Origin of the sequence: Nostoc sp. UHCC 0302, from assembly GCF_038096175.1 — a bacterium.
Taxonomy (GTDB): Bacteria; Cyanobacteriota; Cyanobacteriia; order Cyanobacteriales; family Nostocaceae; genus UHCC-0302.
This window is the reverse complement of record NZ_CP151099.1, coordinates 7,108,107-7,127,277: the sequence shown is the minus strand read 5'-3', so window position 1 is coordinate 7,127,277 and position 19,171 is coordinate 7,108,107. Positions and strand designations below refer to the sequence as shown.

At 39.1% G+C, this 19,171-nt stretch carries 17 protein-coding genes and 1 pseudogene; 4 read left to right on the top strand and 14 right to left on the bottom strand.

Annotated features, from left to right (window positions below; translation table 11 throughout):
* Positions 1 to 103 precede the first annotated feature (103 nt).
* The 3 genes from WKK05_RS30790 to modA form a co-directional block, all read right to left on the bottom strand.
* Entirely contained in the window at positions 104 to 850 is a 747-nt protein-coding gene (locus tag WKK05_RS30790) for a PEP-CTERM sorting domain-containing protein (protein WP_341526800.1), read from the bottom strand.
* 175 nt (positions 851 to 1,025) lie between these two features.
* A complete protein-coding gene (locus WKK05_RS30785) occupies positions 1,026 to 1,760 on the bottom strand; it encodes a PEP-CTERM sorting domain-containing protein (protein WP_341526799.1) in 735 nt (244 codons plus the stop codon).
* 395 nt (positions 1,761 to 2,155) lie between these two features.
* Positions 2,156 to 2,992, bottom strand: a complete 837-nt coding sequence (modA, locus tag WKK05_RS30780; RefSeq protein WP_341526798.1) for a molybdate ABC transporter substrate-binding protein — start codon at positions 2,990 to 2,992, stop codon at positions 2,156 to 2,158.
* Positions 2,993 to 3,469: 477 nt separating this feature from the next.
* Here modA and WKK05_RS30775 point away from each other — a divergent pair, with 477 nt between their 5' ends.
* Positions 3,470 to 3,607: a hypothetical protein gene (locus WKK05_RS30775; RefSeq protein WP_341526797.1), complete on the top strand. Its 138-nt coding sequence runs from the start codon at positions 3,470 to 3,472 to the stop codon at positions 3,605 to 3,607.
* Here WKK05_RS30775 and WKK05_RS30770 read toward each other — a convergent pair.
* Positions 3,603 to 3,781: pseudogene (locus WKK05_RS30770) on the bottom strand (LysR family transcriptional regulator); the annotation flags it as partial. The gene WKK05_RS30775 and the pseudogene WKK05_RS30770 overlap by 5 nt on opposite strands.
* 457 nt (positions 3,782 to 4,238) lie before the next feature.
* On the opposite strand from WKK05_RS30770, the gene ilvD reads away from it, so the two are divergent.
* Positions 4,239 to 5,930 carry a dihydroxy-acid dehydratase gene (ilvD, locus tag WKK05_RS30765; RefSeq protein WP_341526796.1) on the top strand — a complete coding sequence of 564 codons (1,692 nt, stop codon included), beginning with the start codon at positions 4,239 to 4,241 and terminating at the stop codon, positions 5,928 to 5,930.
* Positions 5,931 to 6,047: 117 nt separating this feature from the next.
* On the opposite strand, the gene WKK05_RS30760 is transcribed toward ilvD, so the two are convergent.
* On the bottom strand, positions 6,048 to 6,614 hold the full coding sequence (locus WKK05_RS30760; RefSeq protein ID WP_341526795.1) for a hypothetical protein: 567 nt from the start codon (positions 6,612 to 6,614) through the stop codon (positions 6,048 to 6,050).
* A 179-nt stretch (positions 6,615 to 6,793) separates the two neighbouring features.
* Between WKK05_RS30760 and WKK05_RS30755 the strand changes: the two genes are divergently transcribed.
* A complete protein-coding gene (locus WKK05_RS30755; RefSeq protein WP_341526794.1) occupies positions 6,794 to 7,543 on the top strand; it encodes a hypothetical protein in 750 nt (249 codons plus the stop codon).
* On the opposite strand, the gene urtE is transcribed toward WKK05_RS30755, so the two are convergent.
* The 3 genes from urtE to WKK05_RS30740 all read right to left on the bottom strand — a co-directional run bounded on the left by urtE (position 7,506) and on the right by WKK05_RS30740 (position 9,091).
* Positions 7,506 to 8,204, bottom strand: coding sequence for an urea ABC transporter ATP-binding subunit UrtE (gene urtE, locus WKK05_RS30750; RefSeq protein WP_341526793.1), 699 nt, complete (start codon positions 8,202 to 8,204; stop codon positions 7,506 to 7,508). The genes WKK05_RS30755 and urtE overlap by 38 nt on opposite strands.
* 182 nt (positions 8,205 to 8,386) lie before the next feature.
* Positions 8,387 to 8,638 carry a hypothetical protein gene (locus WKK05_RS30745; RefSeq protein ID WP_341526792.1) on the bottom strand — a complete coding sequence of 84 codons (252 nt, stop codon included), beginning with the start codon at positions 8,636 to 8,638 and terminating at the stop codon, positions 8,387 to 8,389.
* 198 nt (positions 8,639 to 8,836) lie between these two features.
* Positions 8,837 to 9,091: a hypothetical protein gene (locus WKK05_RS30740; RefSeq protein ID WP_341526791.1), complete on the bottom strand. Its 255-nt coding sequence runs from the start codon at positions 9,089 to 9,091 to the stop codon at positions 8,837 to 8,839.
* 178 nt (positions 9,092 to 9,269) lie between these two features.
* Between WKK05_RS30740 and WKK05_RS30735 the strand changes: the two genes are divergently transcribed.
* Complete coding sequence (locus WKK05_RS30735) at positions 9,270 to 9,404, top strand: hypothetical protein (RefSeq protein WP_341526790.1); 135 nt, start codon at positions 9,270 to 9,272, stop codon at positions 9,402 to 9,404.
* 48 nt (positions 9,405 to 9,452) lie between these two features.
* On the opposite strand, the gene WKK05_RS30730 is transcribed toward WKK05_RS30735, so the two are convergent.
* The 6 genes from WKK05_RS30730 to WKK05_RS30705 form a co-directional block, all read right to left on the bottom strand.
* Positions 9,453 to 11,066, bottom strand: a complete 1,614-nt coding sequence (locus WKK05_RS30730) for a M10 family metallopeptidase (protein WP_341526789.1) — start codon at positions 11,064 to 11,066, stop codon at positions 9,453 to 9,455.
* Between the two features lie 740 nt (positions 11,067 to 11,806).
* Positions 11,807 to 12,553, bottom strand: a complete 747-nt coding sequence (gene urtD, locus WKK05_RS30725) for an urea ABC transporter ATP-binding protein UrtD (protein ID WP_341526788.1) — start codon at positions 12,551 to 12,553, stop codon at positions 11,807 to 11,809.
* Complete coding sequence (gene urtC / locus WKK05_RS30720) at positions 12,528 to 13,646, bottom strand: urea ABC transporter permease subunit UrtC (protein ID WP_341526787.1); 1,119 nt, start codon at positions 13,644 to 13,646, stop codon at positions 12,528 to 12,530. Before urtC ends, urtD begins: the two co-directional genes overlap by 26 nt.
* Positions 13,647 to 13,676: 30 nt before the next feature.
* Positions 13,677 to 14,834 (bottom strand): branched-chain amino acid ABC transporter permease, encoded by a 1,158-nt coding sequence (locus WKK05_RS30715; RefSeq protein WP_341526786.1) that lies wholly within the window; start codon positions 14,832 to 14,834, stop codon positions 13,677 to 13,679.
* A gap of 215 nt (positions 14,835 to 15,049) precedes the next feature.
* Positions 15,050 to 16,366, bottom strand: a complete 1,317-nt coding sequence (gene urtA, locus WKK05_RS30710) for an urea ABC transporter substrate-binding protein (protein ID WP_341526785.1) — start codon at positions 16,364 to 16,366, stop codon at positions 15,050 to 15,052.
* Positions 16,367 to 16,531: 165 nt separating this feature from the next.
* On the bottom strand, positions 16,532 to 17,677 hold the full coding sequence (locus tag WKK05_RS30705) for an FAD-binding oxidoreductase (protein ID WP_341526784.1): 1,146 nt from the start codon (positions 17,675 to 17,677) through the stop codon (positions 16,532 to 16,534).
* Positions 17,678 to 19,171: the final 1,494 nt, after the last annotated feature.

Here is a 19,171-nt window from a genome sequence, read left to right as displayed (position 1 = left end):
GTAGATCAAGTAAAAATTAAAAGATTCAGATCCATAGGTTTATAGTTACAAACAAATTATTTCAGCTAATTTTTGAAAGTTGAAACTAAAGCTTCTTATATTACTAATTAGTTGCTTGCTTCCTTTTGTTTTTGAGCCAAAATCCTAGCAAACCAGCAACTGCTGTTCCCCCAAGAGTTAACGGTTCAGGGACAGGCTTAACACTTACATCATCTAAGAAGAAAAAACCAATAGGATTCCTATAACCAAACTTTAACTCTGTAGATTCTGATGTGGCTAGAAACTTGTATGCATACTGTGTGTATGTAGTGTAATCGTATGGTGGTGTGAAGTCGAAGGGTTTGTCAAGGAGATTTGTTACCTCAGAAATCTTTTCGCCACCTAAAAATGTCTGAAATTTATTATCAACTAACTCTGCCTGATCTTGAGTTTTTAAATAGTAATTAAGTTCGTATTGCTGACCAGGAATTGTATTAAGATTTTGTGAGATATAGCCAAAATTTTCATAGCCGCCACCCCTTAAATTTTGGTTACCACTATGACTACGACCACTAATAACAGTAATCCATTCATCTGCCGGATTATTAGATTTAGTCCATCCTGTAATATTAGGATTATTAATGTATAGAAAATTATCAACAGGATCAGGGATAGCATTTTGGTCTAATTCAAACCCTCCATTAATAACAATACTGTTAGAAGGTAAAGTATAGAAGGGTTCATCTGAATTATAGTTAATGATTTCTGCTGCTTGCGCTGCTGGAGTATAAATACTAGTAATCACAGCATTACTCACAAAGACTATAGTTATTCCAGAAACAAAAACTACAGTTTTTTTAGTTAATTTCATTAAATTCTGCTCCAAATATTTTAAAGTTTGCAATCATGTCCAACATAATTCATCAAGAATGACTATAAGCCAACCTAATTAAACATAAAATGCTTTAAGGCTTGTAGTAGCGTTGTCTTTTAAAACAGCGCTACTACAAAATTTTTACTTTTTTTATGTTGAACTACTTGTTGTTTTAAGATTCTTTCAAGCTAGCAGTTTGCTTTCTCTTCAGCCAGATTCCTAGTAAACCTGCAACTGCTGTTCCTCCAACCGTGAACGGTTCGGGAACAGGCTCATAACTTCCATCCTTAGATTTAATCAGCGGTCTGACACTAACATCATCTAAGTAGAAAAAGCCTGCTTGATTTTCATAATTGAATGTTAACAGTGTAGTTGTATCTTTCGCTTTAAAATCGAATTGATACAGTGTGAAGGGTTGATAAGTAATGTTTTCTGTCGAGAACAACTTGTTCTTTCCAGCAAATACTTCAAATAGATTATTGGCAGTGGATGCATCTTCTTCAGCTACTAAATAGTAGCTAAGTCGATAATATTGATTCTTAGTTGTATCAAGAGTTTGCGATATGGCAGCGGGGCCTACAACATTGGCAAGTGATAAAGACTGATAACCACTTTTAGGATAATTACTAATTTGGCTCAGCGATGTATCTAGTGGGTCACCAGACTTACTCCATCCTGTAATGTTGGGATTATTAACATTGGGATTGTTAGGGTCTACAAGTGAGTCGAGTTCAAATGAGCCGTTATAAACAATATCATCACCAGCTACTTCATATTTAGGATTCCATTTACTACCAATCTCTGCTGCTTGTACTGCTGGAATATAAGCGCTAGCAATAACAACTGTACTAGCGAAGGTGGTAGTAATACCAGAAACAAAAATTCCGAGTTTTTTAGCTAATTTCATCAAATTTGACTCCAAATAGTGCAAAGTTCACGATAATGTTTGATTCATTTTTGTGGTGACAAAGATGCTTGAGTTAGGTGCAGCTTAGAAGCTTTATGGATAAATTTAGGGAATTTATGAAGAAAGAAACTAAAGCTTTTTATTAACCTCAATTACCATAGAGATAGTAAGCACAACTGTTCATGAATAAAGAGAACACATATACATACTTTGTGTGCTACACAATATCTTTTTTGTCAGCAGTAGTAAGACGTTTTGCAGAGACCTGTGCAGTTAAGAAACTCAAAATTTTTGTCTTACGCAAAGAAGAACGCTCTCAAGACCACTGTTTTAAGAAGTCTAATTTAGGTAAGTCTGAATTCCCTAGTAATTGATTCTGGATTCTATATTCTTCTTCAAGGCTTACCAAATTTATATTTAATGAGGATATTCTGTGCTGTAGTACCACTTAAATATGTAGAAAAAGCCTGCGCTGTTGATTTAACCGTGCTTCTGGTGAGTATACCTAGTGGATATACAATAGCGTCATGCTCTTGTTGTGCAGCAGTTTCTACAACTCTCACTTTATTAGAAATGTTGGCATCGGTGGTATAAACTACACCTGCATCAATAGTTCTACCTGAAAGACTTTTGTTTTCAACCCCAGTCAATGCGTTACGGACATTACTAGCAAGTACTAATTTAGACTGGACTTGGTTAGAAATTCCTCGGAAATTGAAAACTTGTGTGGCATATTTACCTGCGGGAACAATTGCAGAATCACCTATAGCAATGCCTCTAATATTGCTATTTGTTAAACCATTGAAACTAGTAAGAGCAGCACTACCAGCATTAACAGGAGCAGTTGTAGGAACAATCAAAACTAGACGATTTCTGGCTATATTCTTACGGCTACCTGAAACTAATTTACCTTCGTTTTGCAAGGTATTTATTTGATCTACGGCAGCAGAAACGAAGATATCTGCTGGCGCTCCTGATTCTATTTGGTTGAGCAATGTACCAGAAGCACCATATGTATAGACAATATTTACATTTGGGTTACTTAACTGGTACTGAGACTTAATCTCATTAAACGCGTTTGTTAAGCTAATCGCAGCATACACGTTCAGCGTGGTTGTAGACTGGGCTGCTCCAGGTGATAAGTTAACAAACTGCAAGCCAATTACTAGTATCAAGCTAGTAACTGCCATACTAATCAAAGCAATAAATCGTCTTCTTTGGGTTCGGAACATATTCTAGAACGATTTTTTACATAAAAATGACGGTCTCAGGAATATTACCAACTTTTAAAGAATATACCAACATTACAGGTAATCAAATCCTGACAAATGGCAGAAGCGATCGCACCGATAAAAATCTTTAAAATGGAACCCTTGCAAGATTTATAGCACTCAGACACCGTCTAACAACCTATTTAAAACTCGCTAAAATTACAACAAAAAAATATAAGAAATACCAATTTATTACCAACTTAACTGAATACTCTCTTGTGCTGCGTATGCATGAGAAAATCAGATAAGAGACTTCCAGTTTCAACAATATCCCATCCCTGCGGGACGCTCCGCGTTAGCAAAGCTTTCGCTTTAGCGATACGTAGGAGCGCAAGGCCTTGCACCCCTAAAAATGTACAAATAATTTTGGATAATTTATTTTTTGGAAGTCCCTAATACAATCGCAACACAGGCGATGATGGCAGGGAAGGAAAAAAGATGCCGGAGAATTTAAGAAGCAAAGTTGTAATGCGAAGAGTGCAGCGATCGCCTAATAGAGCAATGCTGCGTGCTGTTGGTTTTACAGATGCAGATTTCACAAAAACCATTAAGCCTCTTGCAAAAATACTTATCTAGCTTCTGTTAGCTGTACCTGTCGTTTGGTTTTGCGGTAAAAAAGTTCTACTCCCTGTTCCGTTTCTAGCTCTTGAATTTGCTGGCTTAAGGGAGGTTGAGCAATATGCAGTCGTTCTACGGCTCTACTGAAAGTGCAGTTCCTCGGCTAAAGTAACGCAGGTGTAGCAGTTCCATATTTTTGATATTTTATAAGTCTCAATTTTGCATAAATATATATTGGACATCTAAAAAATACCTGCCTATGATACTCATACATAGATATCAGAGGTAGTTAGAGCTATGTCACAGAAGTATACTCCAGTAACTGCACACTCAATATTTAGGTTGTGTCTAACCCTGTGAATTAGCAACAAATGCACGTTGTAAATATAAAATACAGAGAATTTGCAACGCTAACTGAACGCGAGTTCGATGAACCTCTCCCTCCTAACCTCCCTCTCCGAAGCGGAAAGGGAGGAGCAACAAAAAATCATCGTTTTACTCCCCTCTCCTCGTAGGAGAGGGGCTGGGGGAGAGGTCAACATAGCACTCGTCGAACTCACGCTAACTGATGCTGTATTATGTGTCGTCTTTTGAGAAAATCAGGTAATACAATCGCAACACAGGCGATAATGGCAGGGAAGGAAAAAAGATGTCGGAGAATTTAAGAAGCAAAGTTGTAACGCAAGGGGTGCAGCGATCGCCTAATAGAGCGATGCTGCGTGCAGTTGGTTTTACAGATGCAGATTTCAATAAAGCCATTGTGGGCATTGCCAATGGTTACAGTACAATTACCCCGTGTAATATGGGGATAAATCAACTAGCGCAAAGAGCAGAAACTGGTGTTAGAAGCGCTGGAGCAATGCCACAATTGTTCGGCACAATTACCATTAGCGACGGGATTTCGATGGGAACTGAAGGGATGAAATATTCCCTAGTATCGCGAGAAGTAATTGCCGACTCGATTGAAACCGCCTGTACTGGGCAGAGTATGGATGGTGTACTGGCTATTGGTGGTTGTGATAAAAATATGCCAGGCGCAATGCTGGCAATGGCCCGGATGAATATCCCTGCTATCTTTGTTTATGGTGGCACAATTAAACCCGGACACTACAACGGACGTGATTTAACTGTTGTCAGTTCTTTTGAAGCTGTCGGCCAATATAGTGCTGGAAAAATTGACGAGAAAGAACTATTAGAAGTTGAAAGTCGGGCTTGTCCTGGTGCTGGTTCCTGCGGGGGAATGTTCACAGCAAATACTATGTCTTCTGCATTTGAAGCGTTGGGGATGAGTTTGCCTTACTCCTCCACAATGGCAGCAGAAGATGCCGAAAAAGCTGATAGTACTGAAAAATCCGCATTTGTTTTAGTCGAAGCGATTCGCAAGCAAATCTTACCCCGCCAAATTATCACCCGCAAATCGATAGAAAATGCCATTTCTGTAATTATGGCGGTGGGTGGTTCGACAAATGCCGTGTTGCACCTATTGGCGATCGCTCGTGCTGCTGAGGTAGAGTTAACTCTGGACGACTTTGAAACTATCCGCGGTCGTGTACCAGTTATATGCGATTTAAAACCGAGCGGTAAGTATGTAGCTACAGATTTGCACAAAGCTGGCGGTATTCCGCAAGTCATGAAGATGTTACTTGTGCATGATTTGATACACCCAGATTGCATTACCATCAGCGGACAAACAATTGCCGAAATCTTAGCAGATATCCCAGCAGAACCATCACCTGACCAAGATGTAATCCGGCCTTGGAATAACCCGTTGTATGCTCAAGGTCACTTAGCTATCCTCAGAGGTAATCTAGCTACTGAAGGTGCAGTCGCCAAAATTACAGGGGTGAAAAAGCCAGTAATTACCGGCCCCGCACGCGTATTTGAATCAGAAGAAGCTTCTTTAGAGGCAATTTTAGCGGGTAAGATTCAACCAGGCGATATTCTTGTGATTCGCTACGAAGGGCCCAAGGGTGGCCCAGGTATGCGGGAAATGTTGGCTCCCACCTCGGCAATTATCGGTGCTGGTTTGGGTGATGCGGTAGGATTAATTACCGACGGAAGATTTTCTGGCGGTACTTACGGCATGGTGGTTGGTCACGTTGCACCAGAAGCCGCAGTTGGCGGTGCGATCGCTCTTGTAGAAGAAGGCGATAGTATTACTATTGATGCACCTGCACGCAAATTGCAGTTGAATGTATCTGATGAAGAATTAGCTTATCGTCGTGCTAATTGGCAACCTCCTGCACCGCGTTACACTAAAGGCGTATTGGCTAAATATGCCAAGTTGGTATCTTCTAGCAGTATTGGTGCGGTAACAGATTTAGATTTATTTAATGATTAGTCATTAGCTAATAAATTTTGGCAAATTGACTTCAGATTCTAAATAACTAGCTCTATTTATAGAGCCAGTTATTTAGAAATTTCAAATTGGTGTAGTTTGAAATAATTACCAAAGTTACTACTTACAATCCTCACAATTCCACTCAACTTTTAAATAGCCTTTATTATCATTGAATGCTTCACCATTATTACTATCTCCAGTATCATTAATTGTAAAATAAACTTTTTCATTTGGGTCTAATGTTAAAGTTTGTTCGTGTCCAATAAAAAGGTATTCACCTTTCTGACGAACTATTAAAGATCCCTCTGGATAACTAGGTAAATTGTAGTTTTTAGTAGCGCTACGACGGTTATTATTTCCATCAGCACCATTATCAAAGTCTGGGGTATATGCCCACTTGCCCGTAGCAAAGAAGTGAAATGTTCGAGTCGAGGATTGCTTATTAACAAAGGCTTGACCTAGTGAACTATTAGCTGCCACTGTAAACTTTCCCTCCGTTTCTTGAGAGACAGGTGAAGAAGTAGCTGCATTTGCTGGTGGAGTATTAGATTGTGGTGGTGTTGATGGATGTGTAAATTGGATTACAGCTGCAATAATAGCTGCAACACCGACACCACCTCCTAAAGCTGTAACAACGCCAGATAAGCTTGTCCAGAAACCACTTTGCTGTTTATTGTCACTCATAAATTACACTCTGATTCGTCAAACCAGGAAACTTAGTTGCTTTAACGCCGTCAGAAAAGAACCACAAGCGGAAAAATGCTGATTCCGGAAAAACAAATAACTTTCCCAAACTTAATTGTCTGAATATTTATCCCTAAAGATGAGTTATAAATAAAATTTCAAGCAAGGTGAAATGTTTTATGACACCTCCAATAGACGTAAATTTGCCCCAAGGAGTTTGGCAACGCTTACAAACAGCAAAAGATGTTGTCAACCAAAGCGTTAATTCCATAACTAATTCAGCACAACAACTTGGACAGTCTTTGCAGGAAACAGCAACTACAACGACTGATAAAGCAATGGATACAGTTACAACAAAATTAGAAGAAAGCTTGCAAACGGCTGAACAATTTAAGAGTACAACATCAGGAGCAGTTCAAGGCGCAATTACTTCTTCTGTAAGTGATTGGCTGACACAACATCCTGGAATTTTTAGGTTAGTTCAAATATTAAGTTGGGCAGCTAATCATCCAATTATAAGTGTAATAATCCTGCTTTTCATAATTGCTTTTTCATGGAGTATTATCAAAGCCATTGTCGGCTTAATTGAAACAGCTAGCTGGTCAATACTTAAAGTTCCGTTAAAATTAATTCAGGCTTTGATTCAAGTTAGCTTTTTTTCAGTGATTAAAGTCGGTAGATTTGCGGTTAAAAAAGTTATGGGTACGAATAATACTGATAATGTACCTGTTTTAGTATCTGCGAATCCTCAAGAAAATTCTCAAGAGAAAAAACAACGATTAGCAGAAATCTCTAGCCGATTAGAAGCAATTCAAAAAGAACAAAATGAGCTTTTACAAGAAGCAGCAGAATTGATTGCTAATGACAAAATTGATATAGAAATCTCAAATATTAAACAGCCAAAAACCTTTGAATCACATCTTGGCTAAGTTCGTCTGTAGAACCAGATGCGACTATACCGCCTTTTTGCATAGCGTAATAGTAATCAGCCTGACGGACAAAGTGCAAATGTTGTTCTACCAATAAGACAGAAATGCCTGTGGTTTCTATGATGCGACGGACTGCGGCTTCAATTTCTAAGATTATTGAGGGTTGAATTCCTTCTGTAGGTTCATCTAATACGAGTAATTGAGGCTGTCCCATTAAAGCACGTGCGATCGCTAATTGTTGCTGCTGTCCCCCACTCAAATCACCACCCATCCGTGAAAGCATCGTTTTCAACACCGGGAATAAGCTAAAAACTTCTTCTGGAATTTCTGCTTTTTTTACTGGTTTCTTTCTAGCTTCTAACCCCAACAACAGATTTTCTTTGACTGTCAAACGGGGGATAATCTCTCGTCCTTGGGGAACATAACCGATTCCTAACTTTGCCCTTTGATCGGGAGATTTTGAGTTAATTAATTCTTCAGCTAAGTTAATAGTACCGCTACGGGGTTTGAGTAAACCTATGATGGTTTTGAGTAGGGTGGTTTTACCCACACCATTGCGTCCAATTAGGCAGACCATTTGCCCAGATGGTACGCTTAAATCTACATTGCGGAGAATGTGGCTTTCACCGTAGTAAACATTGAGGTTAGAAATTTTTAGCATAATAAAATTCAGTTTGTATTAAAAAAATCTCACGCAGAGGAGAACACTTCCGTGCGGAGGTTCCCGACCTTGAGCAATAATTTGACAATATGATCGCGCCATCTTTGTCAGTTCTGCGTTTTGGAAAAAAGGCTCTCGCTGCAACAGGAAATCTAAGACAATATTGGTGTCAATTAAAACTTTCACTGAAGATACTTGTTTATGCGTCGCTCTTCTAATATGGTAGCCACTTCTTCATCAGTCGGTGCTGGTCGATCTGTTTTTAACAAGCCTCGCATCCGTCTAATCGCTCCAGAGCGCTCAGGTTCAGAAATTGGCGTGTCTTGCAAGGACTCAATGATGGCGCTCACTAGTGCAAGGCGATGTCTACGACGGGCTACGCCTACGCTTGGTGAGAGCTTGAAGACCTGCTCCTTCAATTCTTGTAGCAACATAGACGGCTCCTATAATCGAAGTTGTCTACCATCTAGTATGGACGATCGCGCCCTCTATGACCAGATTTATTAACCCTGCTACAGCTCTTAAGTTACAGCAGAATTCAGGAGTCAGAATTCAGAATTCAGAATGCGCTACGCCCCGATCGCACCTCAATAATCATCCAGCGTAGGCGTAGCCCGTTGTAGACATCGCCTTCAAACTGTAGCGACTACTCCCAAGCCTGTAGCGACTACTCCCAAGTCTGTAGCGACTACTCCCAAGCCTGTAGCGACTACTCCCAAGTCTGTAGCGACTACTCCCAAGTCTGTAGCGACTACTCTCAAGTCTGTAGCGACTACTCCCAAGTCTGTAGCGACTACTCTCAAGTCTGTAGCGACTACTCTCAAGTCTGTAGCGACTACTCTTAAGTCTGTAGCGACTACTCTCAAGTCTGTAGCGACTACTCTCAAGTCTGTAGCGACTACTCTCTGTTAATGGTGGTTGCTATCAAGTACGGAAAAGACAGCGCTGAATATGAAATGGCGGGAGGTGTTCGCAATAGCGATGCCTGCGGCGGGCTACGCCTACGCGTCCGCAAAATGAGATCGAGCCGCTTAAAAAATATTGCAGAACAAGCATCAGATAAGAATGGTAAAACGGCATAGAAAACGAGGTCATTGGAGATTTGGGATTGAACAATCTAAAATCTCAAAGGCGCTTTTACCTCTAGCTCAGTTGCAAGCTATGGATAGCCTGCAACTGAGTCAACGCCAGTTTAGCTAGGCGATCGCCAATTGAAATTAGTGTGCGGATTTTAATAAAATATTGAAGTTAACTAAAACTAATTACATCTCCCACGTAAAAATCACTAGCTGCTAAAGTTGGCGCACCGGAAAGAGTAGCAAATAGACCACCACTACCGTAGCCAAGCGCTGTACCATTTTGGTTGTAGTACAAAGACCCATTCGTAGAATCGTAGACAATCTTAGCATTCTCTAATTCTCCAACTAATTCTCCAACCAGTGGTATACCAAAAATGCTAAATATCTCTGCAAAATCATTGGCAGCTAAACTACTATCTGAGGTAGAAGAGAGTGCGGTAAAGGTAGTCGTATCAAGTACAATCTTGTCACCTTGGGAATGATTGAAGTCGCTGATGGTATCTTGACCCACACTAGTCCTGGCAAAAGCAACGTCTGTATTGTAAATAAAACCGTCTTTACCGATACCACCAACAAGAACGTCATTGCCAGGGTCGCAAAAAAGAAAATCATTGCCAGCACCACCGATTAACCTATCATTGCCAGCACGACCAATTAGTCTGTCGCTGCCATTGCCTCCATCGACGGTATCATTGCCAGCACCGCCGTCAATACGATCTTCACCATCATTGCCAACCAAATTATTGTTAAATTCATTACCTATAACTTGATCGTTAAAATTAGAGCCGATAGCGTTTTCAATCTCCACGCTGTTAGCAATGGTAAATCCTCCAAAAATGCCCTTAGCGGAAGACACATAACCACCAGCACCTGCCCCGTCTTGAGCAGTATTGAGGGAGGCATCATTCAGATTGATCGTTACATCGGATTGTGCGCTTATACCGCTAATTGTGTCAATTCCACCAGCATCCCAAATACAGGAGTAACTAGTACCAGATTGGTTCACAGTAGGCAAGTAGTATGTATCATTACCAGTCTTGTAGCTATTATTTTTTCCGTAAAGATATTGAATAGCGGCAATATCAAATGCCATAGGCGTGCTTTGATAGCCGTAGTCTAGTATGTCCTTGTTAAATAGGTCATCCTTCTTGTAAAACCCATCATTGTAGGACATAGTGGTGTAAATACCCTGGTTCAAATCAAAGTTTCCTAAACTTCCGAAAGGTTTAATAACCCCTGGGTAAATCGTCGAGCCTCCTCCATTATCGTGAGGGTGAGCCAGCCCTAATCCATGTCCTAGTTCATGAATTAAAGTGATAAAACCATAGTCACCTGGAGTCATCCCAGAAACTTTCCAACCCTTTCCTTGTCGATTAAAATAGCCTATTCCCGATGCACTTTCTCCAGGAGGAGAGAAAGCTCCCAATGTATCGCCATTAGAAAATTGAGTCTTATTTAAGTTATAGATGCCCAGAGTAGCAGATTGTTTATTATCCCCTGCATCTACAAATTGAATATTAGCAACTGCTGCCCAAGCGTCCAGAGCTTTTATTAAAGAATTTCTTTCCTCAGAAGACCAGTCATTGGGATTTGTGGAGGTAATGCCATTCGTATCGTAGGCATCATCAAAACTTGCGGTTGTGGAGTTCCAGAAAGAGTAATCAATCTTTGTTGGTGATGAACCTGAAGACGAATAATACTTTCCACCCCAGAGAATTCCATCAATGTAAACATTACCTGTCAAAGGCTTATTATCAACAGGCAAAGTAGTATCGCGAGGCATAGTTATATTGTTTCTAGATTTTAATTTTAGGTGTCATAAAAGGGTGAGAGTATGTTTTTTAAATAAGTAGGTAAACATAATTAATTACACAATGTCATTGCGAATGCAGCGTTAGCCAAATGAAGCAATTCGCTTGCGGCTGGGATTGCTTCTCTTCTCTACCAGAGGCTAAGCCAACGAGACGCTAACGCGAACGCTCGCAATGACTGTAATTAATTTTGCGTAGTTACTTACTTAGTCTGTCTTCAAGTAATTGAAGTACTTTCTCACATCCAAGCATCAAGTTACACCATATCAGCAAAATAGTTAATAGCGTATAAAAAAGATCCTACTTTTCCCACCTTTCCCACCTTACTTACCTTTATTCGCTTTGCTCATGATGACAATTTATTGGGTCTAGAAAGCTTAAAACCCTTGCAGATACCACTTGTGTGTATACCGTAGCCAATGCATTGGGGAGGGCTAGGGAGGGGTAAAACTTATACCAATTCAATTAATGATTGCAACACATCCTTGGGTGAAGACGCGATTCATCGCGTCTCTACAGATGGTCTATTTGTCACATTGTTTTTTCAAATTGGTATTAGGCTTAAACCCAGAGGAGTTAACTGTTTCAGACTTGTGTCTATACTGTAGGCTCTTTGAGAGGGTACTATGATGTACTTCATTTAATTAGGAAAAGCTATAACAGCGCAAACTGACCATAATTACCAGACGAATAGAAAGTGCAATCGAGTTTTTTATTCTTCCTGTTTTCCCAGATATACTTCAATTACACGAGAGTCATTTTGCACTTCTTCAAAATTTCCTTCGCACAGCACCGAACCTTCATGCAACACTGTTACTTTCTTAGCAATTTGACGCACAAATTCCATATCGTGTTCAATTACTAAAATTGAATGACTCTGCGCTAGTGCTAAAAGCAATTCGCCAATGTTATAAGTTTCTTCATCTGTTAAACCCGCAACTGGTTCATCAACAAGTAATAAATCAGGTGACTGTGCTACTAACATCCCAATTTCTAAACGCTGCTTTTCTCCGTGAGAAAGTAAGGCTGCTTTGATATCTGCCTTCGGCGTTAAGCCAATGGTTTCTAATAATCCTTTAATATTATTTTTTTCAATAGCATTAGAACGTTCAAACAAAGTAGAAAAAACATTTTTCTTCTTGTTACTGGTAATTTCTAAATTTTCACGGGGCGTTAGGTTCAGGTAGATTCGAGGTGTTTGAAACTTGCGCCCAATTCCCAATCGGGCAATTTTATATTCAGGTAAAGAACGCAGATTTCTTCCTTTAAATAAAACTCGCCCAATAGTTGGTTGCACTTTCCCGGTAATCACATCCAAAAATGTTGTCTTTCCTGCACCATTCGGGCCAATTACTACCCGTAATTCACCCACATCCATACTAAAGTTAAGCTGATTTAGTGCCTTAAAACCGTCAAAACTAACAGTTACATTTTCAGTTTCCAATATTTTCGCGTTCATGTTGCACTTCGGGGTCTTCTTCCAAGGTGGGATATGTAGAAATTTCTTGACGGCGGTTGAAAAAAGCAACATTCTGGCTACGCAACCATCCCACGATACCGTCAGGAAGGACTGTGACAACTATCAAAAATAGCGCACCTTGGAAAAATAGCCAGATTTCGGCAAATTGTTCGCTTAAAAAAGTGCGGGCATAATTTACTAACAAAGTTCCCGCAATCGCCCCAATTAAAGTAGCGCGTCCGCCTACCGCTACCCAAATTACCATTTCAATTGAAAAGGCAATATCCATTGCTCTAGGTGATACAGAACCACTTTGAAGGGTGTAAAATGCTCCTGCTATGCCTGCGATCGCACCTGAAACTGCAAACACCAAAACTTTAAAATCTGTAGGATCATAGCCAGAGAATCTTACCCGACTTTCATCATCACGAATCGCTATCAATAATCTGCCAAAGCGCCCACTTGTTAACCAACGACAAACTCCGTATGTAGCTGCGAGAAACACCACCGTCAAGATATAAAAGACAAACTGTGTTTTGGCATCGCTTACCGTTGCCCCAAAGAAAGTTGTAAAATCTATCAGTCCATTCGTACCATTGAAAAGTTGTTGTTGCCCGTTAAAAAAATTGAAAAATACAATAATTGCGGCTTGAGTCAAGATAGAAAAATAAACGCCTTTGATGCGATTACGAAATACTAAATATCCTAATAATCCCGCTAATAAACTGGGAATAATCACTACAGCAGCGACAGCTACCGGAAAAGAATAAAAAGGTTGCCAAAACCAGGGAAGTTCCGTGACGCCATAAAGTCCCATGAAATCAGGTAACTCACCAGTAGGAACTTGCAACTTCAGGTACATTGCGATCGCATATCCACCCAACCCGAAGAAAATTCCATGTCCCAAACTTAGTAAACCAGTATAACCCCAAATCAAATCAATACCCAAAGCCACAATCGCCAGCGACAAAAACCGCCCCAACAAATTCAAACGAAACTCCGACAGTACCACTGGCATAATCAATATTAGGATGAGTGCGATCGCCACCACCACCCCCACCTCAATAAATAACCCTCCTCCCTTCTTCCTCATTCTCTGCGCCTCTGCGTCTCTGCGTGAAATTTAAACATCAACAGTACGTCCCTTTTGCGGAAAAATTCCCCCAGGCTTCCACTGTAAAAACACAATAATCAGCGCAAATACCATCACCTTCGCCATACTCGTCGTAGCAAAAAAACTAAAAAAATCTGCCAAGGGCTTAACAGGAGTCAACAAAGCCAGCGTCCCAGAACCAACTAAATAGTTAACAGTCCCAATACCCAAAGCAGCGATGATAGTACCTGCTAAATTACCCACACCTCCGACAACCACCACCATAAAAGTATCGATAATATAATTTTGTCCGGTATTTGGCCCTACAGAACCGAGTAAACTAATTGCACATCCAGCTACACCAGCTAAACCCGAACCCAGTGCAAAAGTGATAGCATCAACTTTTTGAGTTGGGATACCTAAACAAGCACTCATACTACGGTTTTGTGTAACAGCCCGAATCCTTAAGCCCCAGTTAGAACGTTGTAAGAAAAGATAAATTCCTACTACACAAATTATCGTTAAAGCAATAATAAATAACCTAGCAAAAGGCAATTGCACACCGCCCAAAGATATACCAGCTTGTAACCAAGTAGGGGCAGTTACATCCACATTTTGAGCGCCAAACCAAGGTTGAGTTACTGCTTGCTGATAAGTTTTACTCAAAAAATTGCCTGTTGTTATTGTCACTCCTAGCGATAACAACAATATCACTGCTACAACCCAGTTACGAACTCTTGCTAAATTTGTCTGAGAATTTAAAATCCATAAACCTCCAAAAAATAACGCAGAAAACAAGGCTATACCAACTATCAATACCCAATTCACACTACGAACAAACTGCTGAAAAATCAAACTTACTCCCCAAGTTGCGAGTAGAGTTTCTAAAGGGCGGCCATAGAGATAGCGAATCACGCCTTTTTCTAAAATTAATCCTACAGATGCTGTGAAAATAAAAGCGATAATTAAAGCTAAAAATATATAAACTTCAAACCACAGTCCACCCAAGTGTTTACAGATATTTTGTACAACAAATGTTGTATAAGCACCAAACATCATCAATTCGCCATGCGCCATATTAATGACGCCCATCAATCCAAATATGATGGCTAGTCCCAAGGCAGCAATTAATAATACAGCGCCAATACTAATACCGTTAAATACAGCTTCTAAAAAACCTGTTAACACTTTTTTCTCTCCAACAGCATACTAATTCGGAGTTCGCAATTTAAGGACTTCCAAAAAATAAATTATTTAGTGTTAATGCGATAGCGTAACGCACCTATTATCTCTTAGGCGGTGCGTTAGGCTAAAGCCATAACACACCCTACTTTTATGAAATGCATAATTCATAATTAATTACGAATTACGTTAGCGTAGCATCGTTACGAATTACGAATTATTTAGGCTTTCTTGTACTTACCACCTTTAGCTGGATTTGACCAATCACAAGCAAATCCCTTAGTCTCTTTCACAAACTGATTCCAAGGAACTGGTTCAACTGGTGCAGGTGTAGCATAAACAATATCAAACAAACCATCTAGCCTAACTTGACCAATCCGCACAATTTTCGATATGTGATGATTCGCATCCATTGTCACTTTACCTTCAGGTGCATCTAAAGTTTGACCATACGCCGCAGCACTCACTTTAGCTATATCTGTAGTACCAGCTTTTTCTACTGCTTGTTTCCACAAATAAACTGCGATATATGCTGCTTCCATTGGGTCATTTGTTACCCGATTTTCACCATATTCTTTCTTGAAATCTGCAACAAACTTTTTATTAGCAGGTGTGTCTACTGTTTGGAAGTAATTCCAAGCAGCATAGTGACCTTTAAGATACTCTACACCAATAGCTTTAACTTCTTCTTCAGCAATGCTGACAGACATAGAAGGATATCTTTCTGGTGTCAATCCAGCCCCTTTTAACTGTTTGAAAAAAGCGACATTACTATCACCATTGAGAGTGTTATAAATTACACCACCATTTGGCAAAGCTTGTTTTATCTTAGTGATAATTGGGGTAACTTCTGTGTTCCCTAACGGTAAATAATCCTCACCAACTGTTTTACCACCTAAAGCTTCTAATTGTGCTTTAATAATTGTGTTAGCAGTTCGTGGAAAAACATAGTCAGAGCCAACTAAGAAGAATTCTTTACCTTTATTTTTTAATAACCAGTCAACAGATGGTTCGATTTGTTGATTTGGTGCTGCGCCAGTGTAAAAAATATTTTTAGAACACTCTTGACCCTCATATTGCACTGGATACCAGAGCATATGATTTTTACTTTCAAATACTGGCTTAACATTTTTCCGGCTTGCAGAAGTCCAACAACCAAAAACCACAGAAACTTTATCTTGATCAATTAGCTTAGTTGCTTTTTCCCTAAAAGTATCCCAGTTAGAAGCACCATCTTCAACAATAGCTTCGATTTGCTTACCTAAAACACCACCAGCAGCGTTAATTTCTTTGATTGCTAACTTTTCAGCATCTACAACACTTTTTTCACTAATAGCCATTGTGCCGCTGAGAGAGTGCAAAATCCCTACTTTTATAGTTTTACTATCAGCAGCAGCAACAGGAGAAGCATTAGGAGAAGTGGTTGAACCCTCTGTAGTCGTTTGAGGGTTATTAGCACAAGCCTTCAGAAAAATGCTGGTTCCTATCGATAAAGAACCGTACATCAAAAAATTACGTCGATTAAATCGTCTACTCATCTGTTTATTAATCTTCTTGTTGATGAATCAGCTCACAAATAGGAAGCTGAGAATATTAAACTTTAAATTGTGATATTAGTGCGATACTTTACTATTAAAAAGTTAGTTCTGATACAGATTGTTTGGCTTCTGTATAAAAAATTAACTTTATATTATTAATCTTTGTTAACAGGGAAGAGATAACTGGGTAATAATTTCATCTTTGTTACCAGCTGCAAAATTAGCAAAGCGCTGGGCTAAAGGTGGTACAAGAACGAGGGGATTACTAAACCCAGAGAAAACATGGACACTCTCAAACCCTGGGATAGCACCAATTAAGGGAAGACGATTATTATTAAACCCAACTAAGCAATGATGCCAGGTTCCTGGTAAATTAGCTAACTCTGGCAACACTTGAGCGATACTTTTTCGCAGCCAATGTTCACTTTCTTCTGAGTTTACCTTGGCACGAGGATCTGTGAGAACGCGGCTAATCTGCCCTAAGCGCAAGCTACCATCTTGAAATTGAATCGCACCTATGTCTAAAATTGGCGGAACTGGTTGATTGTTTGGTTCATTCCACAATTCATCAGCTTGGGTAGATTCAGCTTCTAATTGCAACCTTTGTACATTAGCTGGCATAACTAAGGTGCGTAACTTGATATCAACGGGTGGGGTTTCAATAATTTCTGCGTGGGTAAAATACAGCCGAATAGGAACACCAGATGATTGTAATAGTTGTCGGCTGAGTCCACCAGCACAGATGGCAACTTTGGCACTGTGATAATTTGCTGTATAGGTTTTTACACCATTTGGCAATATTTGTAAAACTTGGGTAATCTGCATTTCACCCCCAGCACGCAGAAAGGCTTGGATATAAGCTTGTGCTGTTTTCTCTGGATGAATATGACCATGTTTTATAGTTAAAGCACCTGTAATCGCTTCAGGGTTCAGCAGTGGTTCTAATTCACAGGCTTCTTTAATAGTGAGTAGACGCGGTGGAATGGCAACATGAGCATAAGATGCAATTGTTGCTTGTGGATCACTATCAGCTGAAATAGTTAGTAATAAGTCTAATTCGCGAAACTGGGTATCGGCGTCTAACTCTTGAGACAGGATGCGGTGACGTGCGATCGCTTCTGCACCCAGTTGCTGAGTTAATGGTATAGTACCTGACCAATAGGCAAGCCCACCATAACTATAGCGAGTTGCATTCTCTGGTCTTGCGTATTGCTCTAACAAAAGAACAATAAAGCCTGTTTTCACCAATTCATAAGCAAGTGCTGCACCCGTAATCCCACCGCCAACAACAATCCAGTCGTAAGTTTTCATCCTTTTTAATCAGTTGCTTGCAGTAGAGCATCCCGGTAATAACTACCAGAATACTGCCTATTTACTACAGATACTCATAGAAAGTCACAGATCAACTTTCCTTCTCTACCTGTATACCTAATTAAAATGAGAATCGTTGTAGAAGCAAAACCCTGCCAAAAGAGCATTATTTAAACTCTGCGAAACAGTCCAAAAATTTAGGATTCGTGGCACAAAACTTGCTTTCTACAAACAATTACATTGCAGCAGAATTTTATTTGCAGTAATATATGAAATTTTTTCGCTCAGATACAGATTTACTTTGTGCTAACCAACTCTCTGACTTGAATTTAGGCTTTTTAATTCAAAACAAGCATTATATCGATGTTAACCACAAGACTACATAGAACTTTACTTATGTAGTATTTACATTTTTTATAAATTTTTTATAAAGAGATAATGTAGTAAAGATAAAGCTAACTCGTGCAAGTTACGTTTAGCAACTTATTAACAGCTTAATAAGCATCAATTCATATTACATACATTGTATTAATTTTAATCTGTATACTTAGTTAAAATAACCAATTTTTTCTGAAATATGCTTATCAAGCCTTGTCTGAAAATATATATTTTTCTGATTTAAGTAATTGTACAAATTATACTGTTATTATTTTAACATCAAAATATTTTTTTAGAGATTCTAATAGTTACTAAAGAAATAACTCTCTTATTTACTTAGCCAGTATTTTTACTTATGAGGTAAATACGAATGCCAATGTTTAACTTTGATAACTGTCCATATGAGCGTTATGTAACTCTACCTAATGGTAAAATCATTGTACTTAAGTAAAGATGTGTTTTATACACAACATTGCAAACGTGAAAAAAGGGTTAGTCAGGTGTGCTACTTCCAAAAAATCAAAAATTATTCACTCTCCGCAAGCCATTTAGAGAATCGACAAGGGAGCGAACTTGTCAGAAAAATTTCGCCAAGATTATTGAAATTCTTTATCTTGAGTAAATTTGTATACTATTCGCGCAACCAGTATATAATTTAATTGCTGTTTAATAACTACCTTCAATAATAAATAGCAAAAAACCTTGTTTTAAATGACAAATAAGTGAACCAAGGTAAATGTCGGATAGCGTTCAGCAGAACTTTAACTTGTTTTTGATATATATCAGAAATATCAAGGGGCTGATTTTCTGCTGTAAAAAACTTTCCAGTTTTTGTGTTCTATTTAGATGTTTTCTAGCTAACTTTCAGTTTGGGAACTACTCTTAATAATCATGCGTTCATCTAACCTGAAAAAATTCCATTATAGATAAACCTTGATAGATAAACGCAAGGTGTATGATCAATCCGCAAACCTAATGTAGTATCAAGAACAATCTAGCCAGTGAAAATAGTTGGTATTGTCAACGCGGTTTTATTGGTAATACTTTAATAACAAACTGGTAAATGCCTCTAGATAAGCAGCAATTTTTATCTAGTTCAGCTAAAGCGTTAAGTGT

Coding starts and splice junctions, on each gene's coding strand:
- WKK05_RS30790 (WP_341526800.1), bottom strand. CDS start 850: ATGAAATTAACTAAAAAAACTGTAGTTTTTGTTTCTGGAATAACTATA.
- WKK05_RS30785 (WP_341526799.1), bottom strand. CDS start 1,760: ATGAAATTAGCTAAAAAACTCGGAATTTTTGTTTCTGGTATTACTACC.
- modA (WP_341526798.1), bottom strand. CDS start 2,992: ATGTTCCGAACCCAAAGAAGACGATTTATTGCTTTGATTAGTATGGCA.
- WKK05_RS30775 (WP_341526797.1), top strand. CDS start 3,470: ATGCCGGAGAATTTAAGAAGCAAAGTTGTAATGCGAAGAGTGCAGCGA.
- ilvD (WP_341526796.1), top strand. CDS start 4,239: ATGTCGGAGAATTTAAGAAGCAAAGTTGTAACGCAAGGGGTGCAGCGA.
- WKK05_RS30760 (WP_341526795.1), bottom strand. CDS start 6,614: ATGAGTGACAATAAACAGCAAAGTGGTTTCTGGACAAGCTTATCTGGC.
- WKK05_RS30755 (WP_341526794.1), top strand. CDS start 6,794: ATGACACCTCCAATAGACGTAAATTTGCCCCAAGGAGTTTGGCAACGC.
- urtE (WP_341526793.1), bottom strand. CDS start 8,204: ATGCTAAAAATTTCTAACCTCAATGTTTACTACGGTGAAAGCCACATT.
- WKK05_RS30745 (WP_341526792.1), bottom strand. CDS start 8,638: ATGTTGCTACAAGAATTGAAGGAGCAGGTCTTCAAGCTCTCACCAAGC.
- WKK05_RS30735 (WP_341526790.1), top strand. CDS start 9,270: ATGGTAAAACGGCATAGAAAACGAGGTCATTGGAGATTTGGGATTGAA.
- WKK05_RS30730 (WP_341526789.1), bottom strand. CDS start 11,066: ATGCCTCGCGATACTACTTTGCCTGTTGATAATAAGCCTTTGACAGGT.
- urtD (WP_341526788.1), bottom strand. CDS start 12,553: ATGAACGCGAAAATATTGGAAACTGAAAATGTAACTGTTAGTTTTGAC.
- urtC (WP_341526787.1), bottom strand. CDS start 13,646: ATGAGGAAGAAGGGAGGAGGGTTATTTATTGAGGTGGGGGTGGTGGTG.
- urtA (WP_341526785.1), bottom strand. CDS start 16,366: ATGAGTAGACGATTTAATCGACGTAATTTTTTGATGTACGGTTCTTTA.
- WKK05_RS30705 (WP_341526784.1), bottom strand. CDS start 17,677: ATGAAAACTTACGACTGGATTGTTGTTGGCGGTGGGATTACGGGTGCA.